This window comes from Streptomyces sp. NPDC003036 (assembly GCF_040611175.1).
In the GTDB taxonomy this organism is placed as follows: domain Bacteria; phylum Actinomycetota; class Actinomycetes; order Streptomycetales; family Streptomycetaceae; genus Streptomyces.
In genome coordinates this window covers 29598-49284 of the sequence record NZ_JBEXNO010000051.1, presented here as the reverse complement: position 1 = coordinate 49284, position 19687 = coordinate 29598, and the positions used below count along the sequence as shown (strand labels likewise).

Here is a 19687-nt window from a genome sequence, read left to right as displayed (position 1 = left end):
AGCCCCGCCAGACCGTGGGTGCCGCCCACCGCGTCGTGAGGCGTCGGCCCGGCCGGCGGCTCCGCGTTGACGACCCGTACGAGCCGCGGCCGCCGCGGCCTCCGTGCCCGTACGGCTGCGGCTGTCACCGCCCTGACCGTACGGGCACGGGCGCCGCGTCTCACGGAAGGCGGGCGCCGACCGCGGCCAGCGCGGTCGTGACGGGCTGGAAGAACGTCTCCCCGCCGACGTCGCAGTTTCCGCTGCCGCCCGAGGTGAGGCCGATGGCGGCGCCGTCGCGGGTGAACAGCGCGCCGCCGCTGTCGCCCGGTTCGGCGCAGACGGTGGTCTGGATGAGGCCGGTGACCGTTCCCTCCGGATAGTTCACCGTCGCGTTCAGGCCCGTGACCTGTCCGTCGCGCAGGCCGGTGGTGCTGCCCATGCGGAACACCTGCTGGCCGACGGCCGCCTCGGCCGCGCCCCGGATCGGCACCTTCTGCCCGCCGCCCACGTCGACGACGTCCGCGGCGTCCGCGCCGGGGTCGTCGTACGTGACCAGGGCGAAGTCGCCCTCGCCGGGGAAGGTGGCGGCCTGGACGGTGCCGAGCTGCGCGCCGTTCTCGTCCGTCCACCGCTCGGCCGCGACCCCGCAGTGCCCTGCCGTCAGGAAGCCGCGCTGCCCCTGCTGCGTGGTGACGTTGAAGCCGAGCGAACAGCGGGCGCCGCCGCCGAAGATGGCGTCGCCGCCGTCGGCGAAGGGCTTGAACTCGCCCTTGGACTTCTGGATGCGGGCGACGCCGTCGCCGAGCGACTTCACGGTCGTCTCCAGCCGTTCCCACCGGTCGCCGGTGACGGTGCGGTCGGCCGTGACGAGGACCTGGTTGGTACGGGGGTCGACGGCCCAGGCGGTGCCGGGGATGGTGGCCCGGCTGGTGAGGGTGCGCGCGGCGGACTTCAGCGCGGCGGTGCTGTTGCGCACCTCACGGGGGACCGCGCCCGCCCGGGCCACCTGGACGTCGATGTCGTTGTCGTCGCCGACGACGTTGATGATGAGCTGCTGCTTCCCGGCGTCGTAGTACGCCCCACCGTAGGCGTTCCCGAGCTGGTCGCCCAGCTTCTTCGCGAGGCGTGCGGCGGAGGCGGCGGTCATCTTCTGCGGGACGACCGTCTCGGAGCCGGGTCCGGACTGGGAGGCATTGGCGTTGGGCAGCAGGATCGCCGCGGCGATGACGCCGGTGGCGGCGGCTCCTGCGACGACGGCTTTTCTCTTGGTGATGCGCCTGTGGGTCAACTCAGTGGCTCCTGCGGATCGTTCGGACTCCGGATGCCGGCCGGCTACCGGGGGGACGCGTCCGCCCCTGGGTACGGACGGCGGAGCCGTCGCGTTCAGCGGGAGCGGAGGATCCGATTCCCGGCGGACCGCCGACTCGACCGAACATCTGCCGCATATCAGACATATTCTGAAAGTGCCCGAGTGTTCCGAGCGGCAGGAGGGACCATGTCATTCGTCCAGGTCATCGACCTCAAGACGGACAGGGTCGATGAACTACGCGGCTTGATGGACCAGTGGATCCAGGCGACGGAGGGTAAGCGGACGGCCACCCATTCGATCGTCGGACGGGACCGCTCCGACGGCACGCACGTCGTCGAGATCGTGGAATTCCCCTCGTACGAGGAGGCGATGAAGAACTCGAACCTGCCGGAGACCAACCGGATCTACCAGCAGCTGATGGAGCTCTGCGACGGCGAGCCGTCGTTCACGGACCTCGATGTGCTCGGGGACCAGCAGCTCAACAAGATCGTGGTGCAGCGGTTCGTCGAGGAGGTCATCAACCGCGGGAACACCGAAGCGGCGGACGAGCTGTGCTCCCCCGACTACCGGGAGCACGATCCGTCGCTGTCGTCGTACGACGTCGACCTGGAGCAGGCGAAGGCGGAGAACCGGGAGATCATGGAGGCGTTCTCGCCGACCTGCACCATCGACAGCCTGGTCGCCGAGGGTGACCTGGTCTGCATGCGGATGTCCTACACGGGCCGCCACATCGGCGAGTACCGGGGCCTGGAGGCCACCAACCGGGACGTCTCGGGCACCGGCCACGCGACGTTCCGCTGCAAGGACGGCAAGATCGCCGAGAGCTGGTGGAACATCGACGACCTCGGACTGATGCAGCAGCTCGGCGTCTTCGAGCCCTACGAGAGGTAGGGGTCCCGAACGGGGGTGCGGCATCCGTCGCCGCGCCAGGCGTCCCGGCCCTCCTTCGCCGCGACGGCGGTGACGACGAGCGCGGCGACGGGGTCCGCCCAGGTCCGGCCGCGCCCAGCCCATGTCCGGACGATTGGGGCGGAGTCGCTTCCTCCGGTTATGGCCGCAGCTGCACACCGAGGCGAGCCGCCGCGTACAGATCGCGCCAAAGGCCTGACCCGCCGTCAATCCCCTTGACTTCCAGGGGTTATGCTCCCGCCCGTCGTCATATGATCTTTCTCGTTCGATGGGTTTGAGGGTGCTGATGGTCCGTGAGGAATCGTCGCCCGGAAGTGGAAGCCCGCGGTCCGCGGCCTCTTTCGTGTGGCTTCTGCCCGCCGCTCTGACCGCCGTCGCCGCAGGTGTCACGGTGGCTCTGGTGTCCGCCCCGGCGCGCGTACCGGTCGGTGTCATCGGCGCCGTCGCCGCCCTCGCGCTCGCCGCCATGGGCGCGGAGGCGGCCCGCCGCGGGCGGGTGATCGAACAGCTGGAGCGCACCGTCGCCGCCCGCGACACCGCCCTGGCGCGGCGCAACGCCGAGACCGCGCACCTGGCCGGAACCCTGCTGCCGGACGCCGTCGAGCGGCTGCGCCGGGGCGAGTTCCCCGAGGACGTGCTGGCCGCGCTCACCGCGCCCGAGGAGCACCAGGCGGTCGTACGCGTCGTCGTCGACGCCGTCGTCGCCGAGGAGGACCTGCGCGAGTCCGCGCAGCGCGCCTTCGTGAACATCGCCCGCCGGGTTCAGGCCATCGTGCACCAGCAGGCCCAGGAACTCCGGCAGATGGAGGACCGCCACGGCAACAACCCCCAGGTCTTCGGCGATCTGCTGCGCATCGACCACGGCACCGCGCTGATCGGCCGGCTCGCCGACTCCATCGCCGTGCTCGGCGGCGCCCGCCCCGGCCGCCAGTGGAGCCGGGCCGTGCCGCTGTACAGCGTGCTGCGCGGCGCCATGTCCCGGATCCTGGACTACCAGCGCGTCGAGCTGCACTCCGTCACCGAGGTCGCCGTCACCGGCCCGGCCGTCGAGCCGCTGATCCACGCGCTCGCCGAGCTCCTCGACAACGCCACGCGCTACTCGCCGCCGCAGACCAAGGTCCACCTGACCGCCGTGGAGGTGCAGTCGGGCATCGCCGTGGAGATCGAGGACGGCGGCGTCTCCATGAGCGAGGAGGCCCGCAAGCGCGCCGAGCGCATGCTGCGCCAGGCCCAGCAGGGCATCGACGTCAACGACCTCGGCGAGACGCCGCGCCTCGGCCTCGCCGTGGTCGGCCGGCTGGCGCAGGCGTACGGCTTCCAGGTCTCGCTGCGCCCGTCCGCGTACGGCGGTGTCCGGGCCGTCGTGGTGGTGCCGCAGGAGCTGATCACCACCGTGGCCTCGGCGAGTGGCCTCGCCCACGGCATCGGCGCCGCGTCCGTCCCGCGGACGACGGTGCCGGAGGCGCCCGCCCTCCCGGGCCCGGCCGCCGATCCCGCCACCGGCTCCGGTTCCGCCGCGCGCGCCGCCGCCACCGGCCCGGTCGCGGACGACCACACGCCGGTTGTGACCGCGCGCACCGCGAACGGGCTGCCGCAGCGACGCCGCAAGAAGCCCGCCACATCCGCCGCGCCCGCCGCACCGGCCGCGTCCGGCACGCCCGCCGCGTCGGCGACGCCGACGCCCACCGCCGCTCCCGACCAGGAGCCCTCACCTCAGGTGCAGCCCGGAATGTGGCTGGCCGCGTTCCAGAGCGGCCTGACCGGGGAGCCCACCGACGCAAGCAAGGGGAACACTCAGCCATGATCAAGCAGCAGGCCAATATGGACTGGATGCTCAAGGACCTCGCGGAAGGCGTGCCGCAGACCAGGCACGTGGTCGTGCTCTCCGCCGACGGTCTGCGCATGGCCCAGTACGGCACGGACGACGACACGGCGGACCGGCTGGCCGCCGCCTGCGCCGGGCTCCAGTCACTGGCCGGCGCGGTCGCCACCGAACTGCCGGGCAGCGACGGCCGGATGCGGCTGGTCGTCATCGAGATGAACGGCGGCTTCTTCTACCTGATGGCGGCGGGCACCGGCGCGTACCTCGCCGTGCTCGCCGACGAGGGCGTCGACGCCGGGCTGATGGGTCAGCGCATGCGCGACCTCGTACTGCGGATCGGAGAGCACCTGAGCAGTCCGCCGCGCCGGGACGCCGAGTGAGCGACGCGGCCGGCGGAGGCGGCGAGGGCGGCACCACCGGCGCGGACTGGGAGGAGACGAGCCCCGAGCGGCTGTACGTCATCACGGGCGGCCGCAGCGGAGCCTCGGCGGCCGCCGCCTCCCTCGACCTGGTCACCCTGATCGTGGCCAGGTCCGGCGTGCGGCCCGGGATGCAGCCGGAGCACGCGGCGATCGTCCAGCTGTGCCAGGCGCCGCTGTCGGTCGCCGAGATCTCCGCGTACCTGGGCCTCCCGGTCAGTGTCGTCACCGTCCTGCTCGGCGACCTCGTCGCCGACAACCGGGTCGTCGCCCGCGCCCCCGTCCCACCCGCCCGACTCCCCGACCGCGCGTTGATTGAGGCAGTGATCGATGGACTTCAAAAGCTCTGAGCAGTACGGCTCTGAGCAGTACGGCCCCGAGCGGGCAGGCGCGCCCGCGCGCGGGCCGCGGAGCGAGGACGTGCTGCCCGCGACGGCCACCACCGCCGTGAAGGTGGTGATCGTGGGCGGCTTCGGCGTCGGCAAGACGACGCTGGTCGGCTCGGTCAGCGAGATCCGGCCGCTGACGACCGAGGAGACGATGACGCAGGCCGGGGTGGGCGTGGACGACACCGCCGGGATCGGCGGCAAGACGTCGACGACGGTCGCCATGGACTTCGGCCGGATCAGCATCAACGACCAGCTGGTGCTCTACCTGTTCGGCACGCCGGGCCAGGAGCGCTTCTGGTTCCTGTGGCGCGGACTGTTCGAAGGCGCGCTGGGCGCGGTGGTGCTGGTGGACACGCGCCGCCTGGAGGTCAGCTTCGACGTGATCGGGCGGCTGGAGGAGCGCGGGGTGCCGTTCGTGGTGGCCGTCAACTCCTTCCCGGACGCGCCGACGTACCCGGTGGAGGAGCTGCGCACCGCGCTGGACCTGCCGTACTCGGTGCCGATCCTGCCGTGCGACGCGCGCGAGCGCGGCTCCGCCAAGGACGTCCTGGTGACGCTGATGCGCTACCTCCAGACCCTCGCCACGACACAGGAGGCGTCATGACCACGCCCCACACCGCCACCGACACCACCGGCTCCTTCCCGGCCCCGCCGCCGGGCTGCCCGGCGCACGGCATGGCGCCCGACCAGCTGCGCAGGCTGTACGGCCCGGTCGCCGAAGCCGACCCGGGAGCCCTGTACGAGGCGCTCCGCAAGGAGCACGGCCCGGTGGCGCCGGTGCTGCTCCACGGCGACCTGCCGGCCTGGCTGGTGCTGGGGCACCGGGAGAACCTCGAGGTGATGCGCTCGCCGTCGCGGTTCTCGAACGACTCGCGGCTGTGGCGCATGTTCCGGGAGAACCGCGTTCCCGCCGACTCCCCGCTGCGACCCATGGTGGAGTGGCAGCCGATCTGCGTCTTCGCCGACGGCGAGGAACACGACCGGCTGCGCTCGGCCGTACGGGACGGCCTGGACCAGTTCGACCGCCGGGGCATCCGCCGCTACGTCATCCGGTACACGAACCAGCTGGTCGACTCCTTCGCCGGGGCCGGGCAGGCCGATCTGATCGGCGACTTCGCCGAGAAGCTGCCCATGCTGGTGATGACGCAGCTCCTGGGCATGCCGGAGGAGTACGGTCCCCGCCTGGTGGACGCCGCGCTGGATCTGATGAAGGGCACGGAAACGGCCCTCGCCAGCAACGAGTTCGTGGTAACGACGCTGCGCACCCTCGCCGAGCGCAAGAAGACCAGCCCCGGGCACGATTTCGCGAGCCGCCTCCTCGACCACCCCGCCGGGCTCTCCGACGACGAGGTCATGGAGCACCTGCGGCTGGTGCTCGTCGCCGCCAACGAGACGACGGTCAACCTCATCGGCAACACCCTGCGCCTGGTCCTCACCGACCGCCGCTTCCGCGCGAGTCTGGCCGGCGGCCACATGACGCTGCCCGACGCGCTGGAGCAGGTGCTGTGGGACGATCCACCCCTGTCCGCGATCACGGGCCGGTGGGCGACGGGTGACACCGTGCTCGGCGGTCAGCGGATCCAGGCGGGAGACATGCTGCTGCTGGGGCTCGCGGCCGGGAACGTCGACCCGGCGATCCGGCCGGATCCGACGGCCCCTCTCCAGGGCAACCGGGCCCATCTGGCGTTCAGCAGCGGTCCGCACGAGTGCCCGGGGCAGGACATCGGCCGGGCCATCGCGGACACCGGGATCGACACCCTGCTGTCGAGGCTGCCGGACCTCCGGCTGGCGGTGGACGAGGGCGAGTTGCGGTCGCGGGCGTCCTGGTTGTCGAAGCGGCTGGAGGCGCTGCCCGTGCGGTTCACGCCGCCCGCGTCGGCGGGGCCGGCCGGGGGCAGGCCCGCCGCGGACTTCGCCTCCACGGGGCCCGGCCCGCTGCCGGACGCGGTTCCCGTGGAGGTGCCGCCCGCCGGTGCCCCGGCGGAGGGCGGCGGCCGTCCCGGCCGTACGCCGTGGTGGAGGCCGCTCTTCCGATCACGGCGATAACCCCGCGACAACCCGGCGATAACCGGCGATGAACACGTCAAAGTCGCCGCTTAGCTGGGTGATTGTCCTATTGGATCAATGCAAGGTGATCACTACGATGCGTCAGAGTTGATCACTCTGAGGTGCGGGAGACGTGTGCGACGCCAGTGCCGACGGAGCACACGTCACCATCCCCCGCCCCGTGTTACAAGGGAGGCCGCAGTGGGCCCCGGGCTCATCGTTCCGCCGATCTACTCCCCCATCCCCCCGGCGATCCATCCGCGCCACGCGGAGATAGACGTACAGACGGCCGCCTGGGCAGAAACGTTTCGCATCGGGTCCCACGAGCTGCGCGGGCGCCTCGTACGCCAGGACATCGGCACGTTCTGCGCCCGCATCCTCCCCGAGGGCCGCGAGGAGGTCGTCTCCCTCCTCGCGGACTTCGTGCTCTGGCTCTTCGGCGTGGACGACGGACACTGCGAAGAGGGCGAACTCGGCCACCGGCCGGGCGACCTCGCCGGACTCCTGCACCGACTGCTCCGCGTCGCCCAGAACCCCGAGGCGCCCCTCCTCCAGGAGGACCCCCTCGCCGACGGCCTGCGCGACCTGCGGATGCGCGTCGACCGGTACGGCACCCCGGGGCAGGCGGCCCGCTGGGTGGACGCCCTGCGCGAGTACTTCTTCTCGGTCGTCTGGGAGGCGTCCCACCGCCGCGCGGGCACCGTGCCCGACCTCAACGACTACACCCTCATGCGGCTCTACGACGGAGCGACCTCCGTGGTGCTGCCGATGCTGGAGATGGGGTACGGCTACGAACTCCAGCCGCACGAGCGGGATCACACGGCCGTCCGCGCCGCCGCCGAGATGGCGTCGTTCATCATCACCTGGGACAACGACATCTTCTCGTACCACAAGGAGAAGAGCGGGACGGGCTACTACCTCAACGTCCTGCGCGTCCTGGAGCACCACGGGAGACTCGCCCCGCAGGACGCCCTGACCACCGCCATCGCGCAGCGCGACCGGGTGATGTGCCTGTTCCTGCGGCTCACCGAGCACCTCTCGTGCAGCGGGAGCCCGCAGCTGCGCCGGTACCTGGCGAGCCTCGCCGACTTCATCCGTGGCGCCCAGGACTGGGGCATCAGCTCCGTGCGCTACACCACCCCGGACGACCCGGCGCACATGCCGTCGTTCTTCAGCGACCGGCCCACCGACGACAGCACCGAACCGCTCGACATCCCCGTGGTCGCCTGGTGGTGGAGCCTCCCGGCCGCCGCGGCCCTCCCCCAGCAAAGGATTCTCCGGTGACAGCCGCAGTGGCCTCCGTCCCCCGCGCCCCCGGCGCCGTCCCCCTCCTCGGGCACGCCCTGAAGCTGTGGCGCGACCCCCTCGGTTTCCTCACGTCGCTGCGGGAGACCGGCGACCTGGTCCAGGTCAGCCTCGGCACCATGCCCGTCTACGTCGCCACGTCCGCCGAGCTCGTCCACGAGGTGACGGTCCGACAGGCGCGCAGCTTCGAGAAGGGCAGGCTCTTCGACCGGCTGCGCCCGCTCGCGGGCAACGGCCTGGCCACGGCCGACGGCGAGGTGCACCGCAGGCACCGCCGGCTGATCCAGCCCATGTTCCACCCGCAGCGCATCACCGCGTACGCCGAGATCATGAGCGGCAACGCCCGCGCTCTGGCGGACTCCTGGACGGCCGGCCAGGAGATCGAGCTGGAGCAGGCGATGGCCTCGTACGCCATCGAGACGCTCGCCTCGACGCTGTTCTCCCTGGACATCGGGTTGCCCGCGGTGGAGGCGGTGCGCGAGAACCTGCCCGTCGTCCTGAAGAACATGCTGATACGGGCGGCCTCCCCGAAGTTCCTGGACCGGCTGCCCATCCGCGCCAACCGCGACTTCGACACGGCGGCCGCGACACTGCGGAAGGTGATCGACGAAGTCGTCGCCACCACGCGGGAGAAGGGGCCCACCGACCGCAACGACCTGCTGACCGTGCTGCTCGCCGCGCGCGACACCGAGACCGGCGAGTCGCTGACCGACACGGAGGTCAGGGACGAGCTCAGCACGATCCTCTTCGCCGGGGCGGAGACCACGGCGTCGACGCTCGCCTGGACCTTCCACGAGCTGGCCCGCCATCCGGACGTCGAGAAGCAGCTGGTGGCCGAGATCGAGGAGGTCGTCGGTGACCGTCCGGTGGCCATCGAGGACGTCCCCCGGCTGGTGGCGGTCCGGCGGGTGCTCGACGAGGTGATCCGGCTGCACGGCGTCACCATGCTGATGCGCCGCACCACCGCCCCCGTCGAACTGGGCGGGCACAGCCTGCCCGTGGGCACCGAGGTGGCGTTCAGCCTCTACGCCATGCACCGGAGCCCGGACCTGTACGCGGAGCCCGAGCGGTTCGATCCGGACCGCTGGCTGCCGGAGCGCCGGGCGGAGATCCCGCGCCAGGCGTACATCCCGTTCGGCGCGGGCAACCGCAAGTGCATCGGCGACGCCTTCGTCTGGACGGAGGCGACGATCGCGCTGGCCACGATCCTCGCCCGCTGGCAGCTGCGGCCCGTTCCGGGCCACACCCCTCGCGAGGTGGCCTCCGCGGTGGCCCACCCCGACCGCGTCCCCATGACGGTCCACCCCCGCTGAGCCTCCCGCGGTGGCGTCCTGACGCCAGCCGCGTCTCCGCCGCCCCGGCCAGGGGTATCCCCGTGGCGCACGTGGAAAGCGTCCGCTGCGGAAAGGAGAGCACCACCATGCGGGAAGAGCTGGTCATCGACGAGACCGAGGTGTACGAGGCCCCGGTGCTGGTGGAGGTCGGGGAGTACGCCGAGCTGACCGAGGGGGCCTTCGGGCACCGCTGGGACGGCTTCGGCGGCTTCCGCTGGTGGGGGTGAGCCGGTCGTGCGGCGGGCGCTGGTTCGTGGTCCTTCCGGACCGTGAGGCGGCGTCCACCGTCTTCGGGAGGCTGCGGCGCTCGGCGTGCCGGGTCGTCCGGCACGCCTCGGGCCGGCCGTGGCTCGTCGGCTGCTGGGCGGAGCGGGACGCGCGTGTCGTCGAGGCCGGCGGTGGGCGGCTGGTGGTGCTCGGGGTGTGCGGGCTGGATCCGGCACGGCTGGAGCGGCGGGTGCGGGAGCTGCGCACGGTGGGCGGCGTGGAGAGCGCGGTCGCCGGGGCGCGAGGCAGCTTCCACCTGCTGGCCTCCGTGGCGGGCGAGTCGTACGCGCGGGGCACCGCGGCCGGGGACCGGCGGCTGTTCGTCGCGGACGTGGACGGGATCGCGGTAGGAGCCGACCGCGCTCGGACCTTGGCGTGGCTGACCGATACCTCGGTGGACCGGGGGCAGGTGGCCGCTCGGATGGGTTCGGTGGGCTCTCCGGTGTACCCGCTCGACCAGGCGTCGATGTTCCAGGGCGTGCGTGCCGTCGCTCCCGGCCACGCACTGCGAGTGGACCGCGAAGGGCGCTGCACCGTGGCGGCCTGGTGGCGTCCCCCGATGGCCGAGTTGCCGCTGGTCGAGGGCGCTGTCGGGCTGCGGGACGCCTTGCGGGGTGCGGTGGCCGCACGGGTGAGGCCCGGTGGGGTGTGGGCGTCGGATCTGTCCGGGGGTATGGACTCCACCTCGCTGTGCTTCCTGGCGGCCGAGGCGGGTGCGCGGCTGGTCGCGCTCACCCTCGCGCCGAGCGCCGAGGGCGACGAGGACTTGGGCTACGCCCGGCAGGCGGCGGCGCTGCTGCCGTGCGACACCACCCATCTGGTGTTTCCCGTCACGCAACTACCGCCCTACCTCACCGGGCTTGACGAGCGGGCAGAGCCGCAGGACGAGCCGTCCCTGATGATCCGGGATCTGGCGCAGCAGAATCAGCTCATCCGCGTGCTGCGCGCGCACGGTGCCGACCGGCGGCTGTGCGGGCAGGGCGGAGACCATGTCGTCCTGCCGCCACCGGGCCACCTTCACGCTTTGTTGCACCAACGGCCGCGCCTGACGCTCCGTCACCTCGCGGGGTACGCGGCGAAGGACCGCTGGTCATATACCGCGACGGCACGCGCGCTCCTCGACCGGCGCTCCTACGGTTCCTGGCTCGCCGCCCAGGCGAAGGCGGTGCTGGATCGGTCTGGGCCGGCCGCCGACGCTCCCCTGGGGTGGGGACTGCCCGTGACGATGCCGCCTTGGGCGACGGCCGAGGCCCGGGCGTTGACCGCGCACCTGCTGCAGGCGGCCGCCGCGAGCACTCCCCCGCTGGCGGCCACCCGGGGGCAGCACGCCTGGGTGTACCAGGTGCGGCAGGCGGGCAGGGTGGCGTGCGCCTACGGCCAGTACGGCATGACCGTGGACATGCCTTTCTGCGACGACGCGGTCATCGAGGCGTGCCTCCGGGTGCGCGCGCACGAGGCGGCCACGCCGTGGTCGTACAAGCCTCTGCTGTCGACCGCTATGCGCGGCATTGTGCCCGACGCGCTTCTGGGCCGGACCACCAAGGGCGACTTCACCGCGGAATGGCACGCCGGGATGAAGGCACACCAGCGCCACCTCCACTCCTGGCTGGAGGACGCGCATCTGGTCACCGCCGGTCTGGCCGACCGGAACGCCCTGCGCCGGGCCTGGCTCAGCCCCGGGACGCTGCCGGCCCGCGAGGGTCCCGCCGTGGAGTCCACCGTCGCCGTCGAGGCGTGGCTGCGGGACCTCGCCCGGCACCCGGTCCCCGTCTACCTGGAGGAGCACCCGCATGAGTCTGCGCCTGTGCGGTGACGTCACGGCCTGCGACACCGACGACGGACTGGTCCTGCTGGACGGCCGCCGCGGCCGCTACTGGCAGCTCAACACCACCGGCGCGGCCATCCTGCGCGCGCTGCTGGGCGGCGCGCGGCCGGAGCAGGTCGCCGAGCAGCTGGCCCGCAAACAGCCGGTGGCGCCCGAGCAAGCGGCCGCCGACATCGAGGATCTGATCGCCCGGCTCACCGGCGCCCGCCTGATCGAGCATCAAGGAGCCCCATGAGCCAGATCCTCGACACACCAGGTGATCGCCCCCCTCTCCTGAGCCGTATCGCCGCTCACTTGGCGGTGGGCGCGGCACGCGTCCTCGCACGCCTCCCTCCCCGGCGCATCGTCGCCGTTCTGCGAGTGGTACGCCGGGGCGCGGCGCCCGCGACCCGCCGACAGGCCCTCCGGGCGCGCAGGGACGTCACCGGCTCCAGCACCCTGTGCGCCGGCAGGTACTGCCTGCAGCGCTCTCTCGCCACGGCCCTGCTGTGCCGTATGCGCGGCACCTGGCCCACGTGGTGCAGCGGCGTACGCACGCCTCCCTTCGCCGCCCATGCCTGGATCGAGGCCGAGGGGCAACGCGTGGGCGAGCCGGCCGACACCGCGTCGTACCGTCCCCTGCTCACCGTCCCTCCGGCAGCGTACGAACGGGCCCCTTAAGCCCGCGTAGTTCGCGTTGGTAGCGTCAGGACGGTGGAGAAAACGCACCGGCCCGCCGCCCGGGTCATATGCCTGGACGCCGCCCACCGCCTGCTTCTGCTGCGCTGGCGTGATCCACACTCGGGGGCCTGGCTGTGGGAGCCGCCCGGCGGCGGTATCGAGCCCGGCGAGACGCCGCTCGCGGCGGCGCGGCGCGAACTGGCCGAGGAGACCGGGCTCGACCCGGCGGCTGTCCTCGACCGGTCGGTGCCGGTCGACCGCGATGTGTGGTGGAACGGCAGGCACCACACCGGCACGGAGCTCTTCTTCCTGGCGCGTTTCGCGGAAGAACGGCCGTCGTTGTCGCGGACCGGTCTGCTCCCCCGCGAGCAGGCCAGTCTGGACGCGCATGGCTGGGTTCCCTGGGGGGAGTTGGACGCGCTGCCGGATCCCGTCGAGCCTCCGCAGCTGCCGGCCCTGCTCCGCGTCCTGGCGCCCGACGGTCCGTGGTGCTCCGCCGGCGGCCGGTGAGCAGCCGTCGCCGGTCCTCAGCGCCGCCGGGCGAGAGCGCTCGGCCACCACGCCCTCGGGCCGATGTCGATCACCAGCGCCGGGACCAGGAGGGACCTGACCACCAGGGTGTCCAGCAGGACACCGAAGGCGACGATGAACGCGATCTGGACCAGGAACGCCAGGGGGATCACCATCAGCGCCGCGAAGGTGGCCGCGAGGACCACGCCCGCCGAGGTGATGACGCCGCCGGTGGTCGTCAGACCCCGCAGCACGCCCCTCCGGGTGCCGTGGGCGAGCGCCTCCTCCCGTACCCGTGACATCAGGAAGATGTTGTAGTCGACGCCCAGCGCGACCAGGAACACGAACCCGTAGAGCGGCACGGAGGCGTCCGTTCCGCCGAAGCCGAGGAGGTCCTCGAAGACCAGCGCCGACACTCCGAGGGTCGCGAGGAAGTTGAGCGCGACCGTCGCGACCAGGAGCACCGGCACGAGCAGCGAGCGCAGGAGCGCCACGAGGATCAGCAGGATGATGCCCAGGACGACGGGCACGATGACCGACCGGTCCCGGGCGGCCGTCCGCTGGGTGTCGTACTGCTGCGCCGTGTAGCCCCCGACCAGCGCGTCGGCGTCCGGCACGGCGTGCACGCGCTCGCGCAGGCGGTGGACGGTCTCCTTGGCCGCGTCGCTGTCCGCCGCGTCCGTCAGCGTGGCGTCGACCCGTACGCGTCCGTCGACCACGAGTGGTGTTCCCGTGCCCGGTCGGCCGGACGCGGTGACAGGGGCCGCGAAGGCCACGCCGTCGGTGCCGCGCGCGGCGGCGACGACCTGCGCGGCCCGGTCGGCACGCGCGATGATCACCGCGGGGTTGCCGGAACCGCCGGGGAAGTGCTCTCCGAGGGTCCGCTGTGCGGCGACGGACGGGGCGTCGTTGACGAAGATCTCGTCGAGCGGAACGCCCTTGGAGGACAGCCCGGGTGACAGCGCGGCGAAGAAGGTGAGGACGACGGCGGTGGAGACCCAGACCCGCCGCGGCGCGCGGTCCACCAGCGCGGCCACGCGCCGCCACACGCCGTGCCCCTCCACCGTGGCGTCCGACGGCTTGGGCCGGGAGGGCCAGAAGGCCGCCCGGCCCAGCAGGGCGAGCACCGCCGGGAGGAACGTCAGCGCGGACAGGACGGCGCAGACGATGCCGATGGCGCCGACCGGGCCCAGGGCGCGGTTGTTGGTGAGGTCGCTCGCCAGGAGGGCCAGCAGGCCCATCGCCACGGTGGCGGCGCTCGCGACCACGGCGCCGAACGAGCGGCGTACGGCGGCCCGTACGGACGCCACGGGGTCCTTGCGTGCGGCGAGCCCCTCGCGGAAGCGCGCGGTGACCAGCAGGGCGTAGTCGGTGGCGGCTCCGATCACCAGGATCGACAGGATGCCCTGCACCTGCCCGTCCACCCGCAGGATGTCGCGCCGCGCCAGCGCGTAGACCACCGCGCACGCGAGACCGAGCGCGAAGACCGCCCCCAGGATGATCACGAGGGGCAGCAGCACGCTCCGGTAGACGAGCAGCAGGATCAGCAGCACGGCGACGAGCGCCACGCCGAGCAGCAGCCCGTCGATGCCGGCGAACGCGTCGGAGAGGTCGGCCTGGCTCGCGGCCGGCCCGGCGACCTCCACCGAGGTGCCGGGGACGGCGCCCGCCGCCGCGCGGACCTCGTCCAGGACGGCGGGCAGCTCGTCCCCGAGGTTCCGCTCCAGCGGCACGACCGCCTGCATCGCCTCGCCGTCCTCGGAGACCAGCGCGGGTGACGGCCGCGCGCCGACGCCCGGCCGGCCGGCCAGTGCGTCCACCGCCCGGGCGGCGGCCTGCCGCTGCGCCGCGGTGACCCGCTCGCCCTCCGCCGTCCACACGACGATCGCCGGAATCGTCCCGGCCCGGTCGAACGCCTTCCCGGCCTCCAGCACCCGGGTGGACTCGGCGCTGCGCGGCAGGAACGCGGCCTGGTCGTTGGTGGAGACCTCGCCCAGCTTCCCCGCGTACGGGCCGAGCGTCCCGCCCACGCCCAGCCAGGCGACCAGGAGGACGAGCGGGACCAGCCACCGGGCCCAGCGCGGTGCGTTTCTCATCGGAAGAACCCCAGCCTGAACAGACGGGTGAGCAGATATCTCAACCGTCGATTATCTTGATGATTGAGAGATCATATGCTGAGGGCATGCGCAGCCCTGACACCACCCCGCACCCTCCGCCTCCCGGCGACGATCCGACCGGCCTGCAGGCGTTCGCCGTGCTGCTGCGCCGCATGAACGGCGAGTTCAACCGCATCGCGCAGGAGTTCGCGCAGGCACAGGGGCTGCACCTGACGGACGTCCAGGCGCTGATCGCGGTCCTCGACGGCGACCAGGGCGGCGAGGGCGAGCCGATGACGCCCGGCAGGCTGCGCAAGCAGCTCAACCTCACCTCCGGCGCCATGACCGCCTGCCTGGACCGGCTGGAGAGGACGGGCCACCTCCGGCGCGTCCGGGCCGCCGACGACCGCAGGGTGGTGCACCTGCACTACGCCGAGGCGGGCAAGCGCCTCGCCCGCGACTACTTCCAGCCCCTCGCCCGGGGAACGGACGCGGCACGCGGCCGCTTCACCCCCGAGGAACTGGGAGTGGTCGTGCGGTTCCTCGCCGAGCTGAACCACGAACTCGCCCAACTACGCCGCTAGAAGTGTGGGGCGGGCCCGCGCCGGATACGTCTGTCCCGTGCGGTCCGTGGCGCGCCCACGGCCGGGTGCGGACGGGCGAACAGGAGACGACTGTGACCACCGAAGCCGGTACCGGCTCCCTCCCGGACGCCTCCGGAGCCGGGCAGCCGGTCCCCGAGGCCGATCCGGCCCTGGTGGAGCGGTGGCGCTCCCGAGGGGGCGAGCTGGTCGAGCTCCTGTCCGAGGTGCGCGAGCGGCTCGGTGGCGTCGCGGCGTTCCGCATCGGGCCGGCGCCGGCCCCCACGGTCCTCGTCACCGACCCGGAGGCGGTCCAGCAGGCCCTCGCCCGCCACCCCGACCGGTACGTCAAGCGCTCGCACCGTGCTCGCCTGCTGGTCGGCGACGGCGTGCTCTCCGCCACCGGCGAAGCGTGGAAACGCCAACGCCGCGTACTCCAGGCACAGTTCACCGGCACCGGGATGCGCCGCTATGAGGAGCGCATCGCCGGTGCGGCCCGGACCACGGCCGCGCGCTGGGCGGAGTACGCCCGTACCGGCCGGAGTTTCGACGTCCGGCGGGAGATGCACCGCTTCGCCCTCGACTCCATCTGGCGCTCACTCACCGGGTACGCCCTCGACGACGGAACCGAGGGGCAACTGGCCTCGGTGACGGCCGTGGTCGCCGCCCTTCCGACGCTGCCGTCCGACGCCACCGACGCGCGGGAAGCCGTCGCCGCCGACCTCGCCCGGATCGACGCGGTCGCCCGGTACGCCATCGAGGCCGCCCGCGGCGGGGCGCCGGGCCCCGACGGCCCGGGCCTGCTCCACGTCCTCCTCGACGCCGCCGGCGCGCACCCCGAGTACACCGAACAGCTGATCCGCGACGAGCTGGTCACGCTGCTCGTTGCCGGGCACGAGACCACCGCGACCACCCTCACCTGGCTCTACCTGCTGCTCGACCGGTACCCCGCCTGCCGGGAGCAGGCCCTCGCCGCGGGCGGGGACGGTTCGGCGCCGCGCCGGCAGGCCGTCCAGGCCCTGGTCCACGAGACGCTCCGGCTGTACCCGTCCGCCTGGATCCTGCCGCGCCACGCGGCCGAGGCCGGCACCCTCGCCGGATACGCCGTCGAGGCGGGCAGCGACCTCCTGGTCTGCCCCTACCTCACGCACCGCGACCCCGGGCTGTGGCCGGACCCGGAGCGGTTCGACCCCCGGCGCTTCACCACCCCGGACGGCCGCCCCACCCGGCCGGGCTCCTACTTCCCCTTCGGGCTCGGGCCCCGCGCCTGCCTCGGCGCGCAGTTCGCGCTCCGCGAGTCGACCGTGCTGCTCGAGCAGCTCCTGCCGGCCCACACCGTGGCCTTCGACGCCGTCCCGGCCAAGGCGGCGTACGGCATCACCGTGCAGCCCGACGGCCCCACGACCGCGACCCTGCGCCCGGCACACACGTGAAAGGCCTCGGTCATCCGGGCGAGATCTGAGTACGCGTGCTCAGGTCGGTCCCTCCCCGGTCACCGACGATGAGCAGCAGGGAAGATCACGTCGTCGAGACCGGGGGGAACCACATGCTCAGCCGCCTCGCCCACGTCCTGGTGCCCGCCGCCGGACGCCTGACCGTCTCCTGCGACCGCGAGGCCGCCATCGCGCCGGGGAGCATCGTCGCGGCGAACCACACCTCGCTCGCCGACCCCGCCGTCGTGCTCGCCGCGCTGCGCCGGCTCGGTGTCCAGCCGGTGGTCATGGCGGCCGCCGGCCTGTGGCGCGTACCGCTCCTCGGCGGCGCGCTCGCCCGCGAGGGCCACATCCCCGTGCACCGCGGGGACCGGCGCGCCGCGCGGGCGCTGGATCTCGCCGCCGCAGCTCTGGACGCGGGGCGGGTGGTCCTCATCTATCCCGAGGGGGGCATCCCGCCGCGCGCGGACGCCGCGGAAGCCGCGCCGGTCGCCTTCCGCAGCGGACTGGTCCGGCTCGCCGAGCGCACCGGCGCGCCCGTCGTGCCGGTCGGCCAGGCCGGGGCGCGCCGGGTCATGTCGGGCGGCGGCGCCCAGCAGCTCGCGGGCCTGCTCACGGCGCCGGCCCGCCGCCCGCGCCTGCACGTCCACGTGGGGGCACCGCTCACGCCGGCGGGCGACCGCGCCGCGCGCACGGCACAGGCGCACGGCGCGGTCACGGAGGCCTGGCGGACGGCGGCCGCCCGTCTCGGCGAGCCGGCCGCGCTCACCGTGCTCGCGGCGTAACGGCCCGGCGGGTCCGCCGGGCGGCCGCTGTGCGGGGTCACGGTGCCCGGGCCGGCGGACCTCCTCACCCGGAGAGCCGGCCCGGCTTCCGGTCCGGGTTGTAGCGGCCGGGGGCCACCTCCACGATCGCGTCGGAGCAGAACCCGACGGTGATGTCCTCGCTCACGGTGATGGAGGTGGGGAGGCCGGCATTGCCGAGCACGCTGTTGACGTCGTGGGCGCGGTAGCGGTGGTCGCCGTCGGCACCCGCGGAAAGGAAGACCGGAACGGCGGCGGCCCGGACACGGGTTCCCCTCGAGGCCGGGCCGCCATCAATCTGAGGGGGCTACTTCAGATAGGGCCCCGCCGTGCCGATCCTCCCCTTGCCGCCCAGGACGTAGACGACAGGTCGGGCCGCAGTCGATCTTCCTGCCCCTCTGGAACTCCGCCGCGGCGGACGCGTAAAGAAGGCGAACCGAAAGGGCCCCGAGACGATCCGCCGAGGGCCGCCGCGGCGGCCGGCTGTAGCAGCCGAGCCGCACCCGGCGCAATCCCCCGGTGGACGCCTTGCGGCGGCCGGACTGTGGGGGACCGTGCCATACACCTGTCGTACGGCGGGGACTTACGGTTCCGCTCACCCGGGCTGCCCGCGGCCGATCGCGGTGCCGGGCCGCCCGGGGCATCGCATGCCATGAGGAGCCGCCATGCACACCCCCCTCCCCCACGCGCCCCTGCGCGCGGCGCACCGCCTGTGGGCCGCCCTGACCGTCCTGGTCATGGCGGTCGCCGCGGTGCTGGCCGGGCCGGTCCCCGCCGCCCGCGCCGCCGTCACGCTCACCCCGGTCACCGGCTTCGGGAGCAACCCCGGGCAGCTGTCCATGTACGTCCACCGCCCCGCGACCCTGCCCGCCGCCCCGCCGCTGGTGGTGGCACTGCACGGCTGCACGCAGAGCGCGCGGGCGTACGCCGACCACTCCGGCCTTCCCGAACTCGCCGCCCGCGCCGGGTTCCTGCTCGTCCTCGCGGAGCAGTCGTCGGCCAACAACGCCAACAAGTGCTTCAACTGGTTCCAGACGTCGGACAGCCGGCGCGGTCAGGGCGAGGCCGCGTCGATCCGTCAGATGGTCGCGCACGCCGTCGCGTCGTACGGCGCCGACCCGAAGCGGGTGTACGTCACGGGCCTGTCCGCCGGCGGCGCGATGACGTCCGTCATGCTCGCCGCCTACCCGGACGTCTTCGCCGCCGGGGCCGTCGTCGCGGGGCTGCCCTACGACTGCGCCCGTGACGTCGCGTCGGCGTACTCCTGCATGAACCCCGGCGTGGACCTGACGCCCGCCCAGTGGGCGCAGCGCGTACGGGACGCCCATCCCGGGTGGACCGGGCCGTGGCCGCGGGTGGCGGTCTGGCACGGCGACCGGGACACGACGGTGGTGCCGCGCAACGCGGACGAGCTGCGCGACCAGTGGACCGCCGTGCACGGGCTGGCGCAGAGCCCCACCCGTACGTCCCTGATCGGGCCCAACGCGACGCGCCACGAGGAGTACGCGGCCACCGACGGGTCCGTCGCCGTCGAGGTGAACCGGGTTCCGGGCATCGGCCACGGCACGCCCGTCGACCCGGGCACCGGGCCGCAGCAGTGCGGTTCGACGTCGGCCGCGTACTTCCTCGACTCGATCTGCTCCAGCCACTGGATCGCGGCGTTCTTCGGCCTGACGGACGCGGGCGGCGGGACGCCCCCGCCGGACCCCGGCCCGGGCCCCGGCCCCGGACCGGACCCCGTGCCCGTCTCCTGCTGGACGAGCAGCAACTACCACCACGTCCAGGCCGGCCGGGCCACGACCAGCGGCGGCTACACGTTCGCGAACGGTTCGCAGCAGAACATGGGCCTGTACAACACCTTCGTCACGCACACCCTCAGGGAGTCGCCGGCCGGCTGGTACACCCTCGCCGACGCCGCCTGTCCCTGACGCCTCCGAGGCGCTCGGAGGCTCCTTGATCGAGTGGTGGCGCCCAGGGCCCCGCCGTACCGTCGAATG

General features: G+C 73.3%; 20 protein-coding genes and 1 pseudogene. 17 read left to right on the top strand and 4 right to left on the bottom strand.

Annotated features, from left to right (window positions below):
- Positions 1-160: 160 nt before the first annotated feature.
- Positions 161-1270 (bottom strand): S1 family peptidase, encoded by a 1110-nt coding sequence (locus ABZX67_RS29355; RefSeq protein WP_355366363.1) that lies wholly within the window; start codon positions 1268-1270, stop codon positions 161-163.
- Between the two features lie 207 nt (positions 1271-1477).
- Between ABZX67_RS29355 and ABZX67_RS29350 the strand changes: the two genes are divergently transcribed.
- A complete protein-coding gene (locus ABZX67_RS29350; RefSeq protein WP_355366361.1) occupies positions 1478-2182 on the top strand; it encodes an ester cyclase in 705 nt (234 codons plus the stop codon).
- Here ABZX67_RS29350 and ABZX67_RS29345 read toward each other — a convergent pair.
- Positions 2170-2292 (bottom strand): annotated as a pseudogene (locus ABZX67_RS29345) (cation transporter); the annotation flags it as partial. The gene ABZX67_RS29350 and the pseudogene ABZX67_RS29345 overlap by 13 nt on opposite strands.
- Before the next feature lie 194 nt (positions 2293-2486).
- Here ABZX67_RS29345 and ABZX67_RS29340 point away from each other — a divergent pair.
- The 12 genes from ABZX67_RS29340 (at position 2487) to ABZX67_RS29285 (ending at position 12777) form a co-directional block, all read left to right on the top strand.
- The gene (locus ABZX67_RS29340) at positions 2487-4004 is read left to right on the top strand and encodes an ATP-binding protein (protein WP_355366358.1); all 1518 of its coding nucleotides are present in this window, start codon (positions 2487-2489) and stop codon (positions 4002-4004) included.
- Positions 4001-4402 (top strand): roadblock/LC7 domain-containing protein, encoded by a 402-nt coding sequence (locus ABZX67_RS29335; RefSeq protein ID WP_355366355.1) that lies wholly within the window; start codon positions 4001-4003, stop codon positions 4400-4402. Before ABZX67_RS29340 ends, ABZX67_RS29335 begins: the two co-directional genes overlap by 4 nt.
- Positions 4399-4791 carry a DUF742 domain-containing protein gene (locus tag ABZX67_RS29330; protein WP_355366352.1) on the top strand — a complete coding sequence of 131 codons (393 nt, stop codon included), beginning with the start codon at positions 4399-4401 and terminating at the stop codon, positions 4789-4791. The genes ABZX67_RS29335 and ABZX67_RS29330 overlap by 4 nt, the downstream gene beginning before the upstream one ends.
- The gene (locus ABZX67_RS29325) at positions 4772-5434 is read left to right on the top strand and encodes an ATP/GTP-binding protein (RefSeq protein ID WP_355366349.1); all 663 of its coding nucleotides are present in this window, start codon (positions 4772-4774) and stop codon (positions 5432-5434) included. The genes ABZX67_RS29330 and ABZX67_RS29325 overlap by 20 nt, the downstream gene beginning before the upstream one ends.
- Positions 5431-6876, top strand: coding sequence for a cytochrome P450 (locus ABZX67_RS29320; protein ID WP_355366346.1), 1446 nt, complete (start codon positions 5431-5433; stop codon positions 6874-6876). The genes ABZX67_RS29325 and ABZX67_RS29320 overlap by 4 nt, the downstream gene beginning before the upstream one ends.
- A gap of 201 nt (positions 6877-7077) precedes the next feature.
- Positions 7078-8160: a selina-4(15),7(11)-diene synthase gene (locus tag ABZX67_RS29315; protein WP_355366343.1), complete on the top strand. Its 1083-nt coding sequence runs from the start codon at positions 7078-7080 to the stop codon at positions 8158-8160.
- Positions 8157-9494 (top strand): cytochrome P450, encoded by a 1338-nt coding sequence (locus ABZX67_RS29310; protein WP_355366340.1) that lies wholly within the window; start codon positions 8157-8159, stop codon positions 9492-9494. The genes ABZX67_RS29315 and ABZX67_RS29310 overlap by 4 nt, the downstream gene beginning before the upstream one ends.
- A 107-nt stretch (positions 9495-9601) precedes the next feature.
- The gene (locus tag ABZX67_RS29305; protein ID WP_355366337.1) at positions 9602-9742 is read left to right on the top strand and encodes a lasso RiPP family leader peptide-containing protein; all 141 of its coding nucleotides are present in this window, start codon (positions 9602-9604) and stop codon (positions 9740-9742) included.
- The gene (locus ABZX67_RS29300) at positions 9739-11595 is read left to right on the top strand and encodes an asparagine synthase-related protein (protein WP_355366334.1); all 1857 of its coding nucleotides are present in this window, start codon (positions 9739-9741) and stop codon (positions 11593-11595) included. The genes ABZX67_RS29305 and ABZX67_RS29300 overlap by 4 nt, the downstream gene beginning before the upstream one ends.
- The gene (locus ABZX67_RS29295) at positions 11573-11842 is read left to right on the top strand and encodes a lasso peptide biosynthesis PqqD family chaperone (RefSeq protein ID WP_355366331.1); all 270 of its coding nucleotides are present in this window, start codon (positions 11573-11575) and stop codon (positions 11840-11842) included. The genes ABZX67_RS29300 and ABZX67_RS29295 overlap by 23 nt, the downstream gene beginning before the upstream one ends.
- Positions 11839-12267, top strand: coding sequence for a lasso peptide biosynthesis B2 protein (locus tag ABZX67_RS29290; protein ID WP_355366328.1), 429 nt, complete (start codon positions 11839-11841; stop codon positions 12265-12267). The genes ABZX67_RS29295 and ABZX67_RS29290 overlap by 4 nt, the downstream gene beginning before the upstream one ends.
- A 33-nt stretch (positions 12268-12300) precedes the next feature.
- A complete protein-coding gene (locus ABZX67_RS29285; RefSeq protein ID WP_355366325.1) occupies positions 12301-12777 on the top strand; it encodes an NUDIX domain-containing protein in 477 nt (158 codons plus the stop codon).
- Positions 12778-12794: 17 nt separating this feature from the next.
- Here the strand turns inward: ABZX67_RS29285 and ABZX67_RS29280 are convergent, their stop codons facing one another.
- Entirely contained in the window at positions 12795-14873 is a 2079-nt protein-coding gene (locus ABZX67_RS29280; RefSeq protein WP_355366322.1) for an MMPL family transporter, read from the bottom strand.
- Between the two features lie 86 nt (positions 14874-14959).
- On the opposite strand from ABZX67_RS29280, the gene ABZX67_RS29275 reads away from it, so the two are divergent.
- From ABZX67_RS29275 to ABZX67_RS29265, 3 genes are all read left to right on the top strand, one after another.
- On the top strand, positions 14960-15457 hold the full coding sequence (locus tag ABZX67_RS29275) for a MarR family transcriptional regulator (protein WP_355366319.1): 498 nt from the start codon (positions 14960-14962) through the stop codon (positions 15455-15457).
- Between the two features lie 92 nt (positions 15458-15549).
- Complete coding sequence (locus ABZX67_RS29270; protein ID WP_355366316.1) at positions 15550-16887, top strand: cytochrome P450; 1338 nt, start codon at positions 15550-15552, stop codon at positions 16885-16887.
- A 113-nt stretch (positions 16888-17000) separates the two neighbouring features.
- The gene (locus tag ABZX67_RS29265) at positions 17001-17672 is read left to right on the top strand and encodes a lysophospholipid acyltransferase family protein (RefSeq protein WP_355366381.1); all 672 of its coding nucleotides are present in this window, start codon (positions 17001-17003) and stop codon (positions 17670-17672) included.
- A 64-nt stretch (positions 17673-17736) separates the two neighbouring features.
- On the opposite strand, the gene ABZX67_RS29260 is transcribed toward ABZX67_RS29265, so the two are convergent.
- A complete protein-coding gene (locus ABZX67_RS29260; RefSeq protein WP_355366313.1) occupies positions 17737-17874 on the bottom strand; it encodes a hypothetical protein in 138 nt (45 codons plus the stop codon).
- Between the two features lie 553 nt (positions 17875-18427).
- On the opposite strand from ABZX67_RS29260, the gene ABZX67_RS29255 reads away from it, so the two are divergent.
- A complete protein-coding gene (locus tag ABZX67_RS29255) occupies positions 18428-19618 on the top strand; it encodes a PHB depolymerase family esterase (protein ID WP_355366378.1) in 1191 nt (396 codons plus the stop codon).
- The last annotated feature ends 69 nt before the right edge of the window (positions 19619-19687 follow it).

What these genes read in the sequence shown, in the direction of transcription:
- ABZX67_RS29305 (WP_355366337.1), top strand. Translation starts at nt 9,602, where the DNA reads ATGCGGGAAGAGCTGGTCATCGACGAGACCGAGGTGTACGAGGCCCCG.
- ABZX67_RS29340 (WP_355366358.1), top strand. Translation starts at nt 2,487, where the DNA reads ATGGTCCGTGAGGAATCGTCGCCCGGAAGTGGAAGCCCGCGGTCCGCG.
- ABZX67_RS29290 (WP_355366328.1), top strand. Translation starts at nt 11,839, where the DNA reads ATGAGCCAGATCCTCGACACACCAGGTGATCGCCCCCCTCTCCTGAGC.
- ABZX67_RS29265 (WP_355366381.1), top strand. Translation starts at nt 17,001, where the DNA reads ATGCTCAGCCGCCTCGCCCACGTCCTGGTGCCCGCCGCCGGACGCCTG.
- ABZX67_RS29280 (WP_355366322.1), bottom strand. Translation starts at nt 14,873, where the DNA reads ATGAGAAACGCACCGCGCTGGGCCCGGTGGCTGGTCCCGCTCGTCCTC.
- ABZX67_RS29335 (WP_355366355.1), top strand. Translation starts at nt 4,001, where the DNA reads ATGATCAAGCAGCAGGCCAATATGGACTGGATGCTCAAGGACCTCGCG.
- ABZX67_RS29350 (WP_355366361.1), top strand. Translation starts at nt 1,478, where the DNA reads ATGTCATTCGTCCAGGTCATCGACCTCAAGACGGACAGGGTCGATGAA.
- ABZX67_RS29320 (WP_355366346.1), top strand. Translation starts at nt 5,431, where the DNA reads ATGACCACGCCCCACACCGCCACCGACACCACCGGCTCCTTCCCGGCC.
- ABZX67_RS29275 (WP_355366319.1), top strand. Translation starts at nt 14,960, where the DNA reads ATGCGCAGCCCTGACACCACCCCGCACCCTCCGCCTCCCGGCGACGAT.
- ABZX67_RS29325 (WP_355366349.1), top strand. Translation starts at nt 4,772, where the DNA reads ATGGACTTCAAAAGCTCTGAGCAGTACGGCTCTGAGCAGTACGGCCCC.
- ABZX67_RS29295 (WP_355366331.1), top strand. Translation starts at nt 11,573, where the DNA reads ATGAGTCTGCGCCTGTGCGGTGACGTCACGGCCTGCGACACCGACGAC.
- ABZX67_RS29255 (WP_355366378.1), top strand. Translation starts at nt 18,428, where the DNA reads ATGGCGGTCGCCGCGGTGCTGGCCGGGCCGGTCCCCGCCGCCCGCGCC.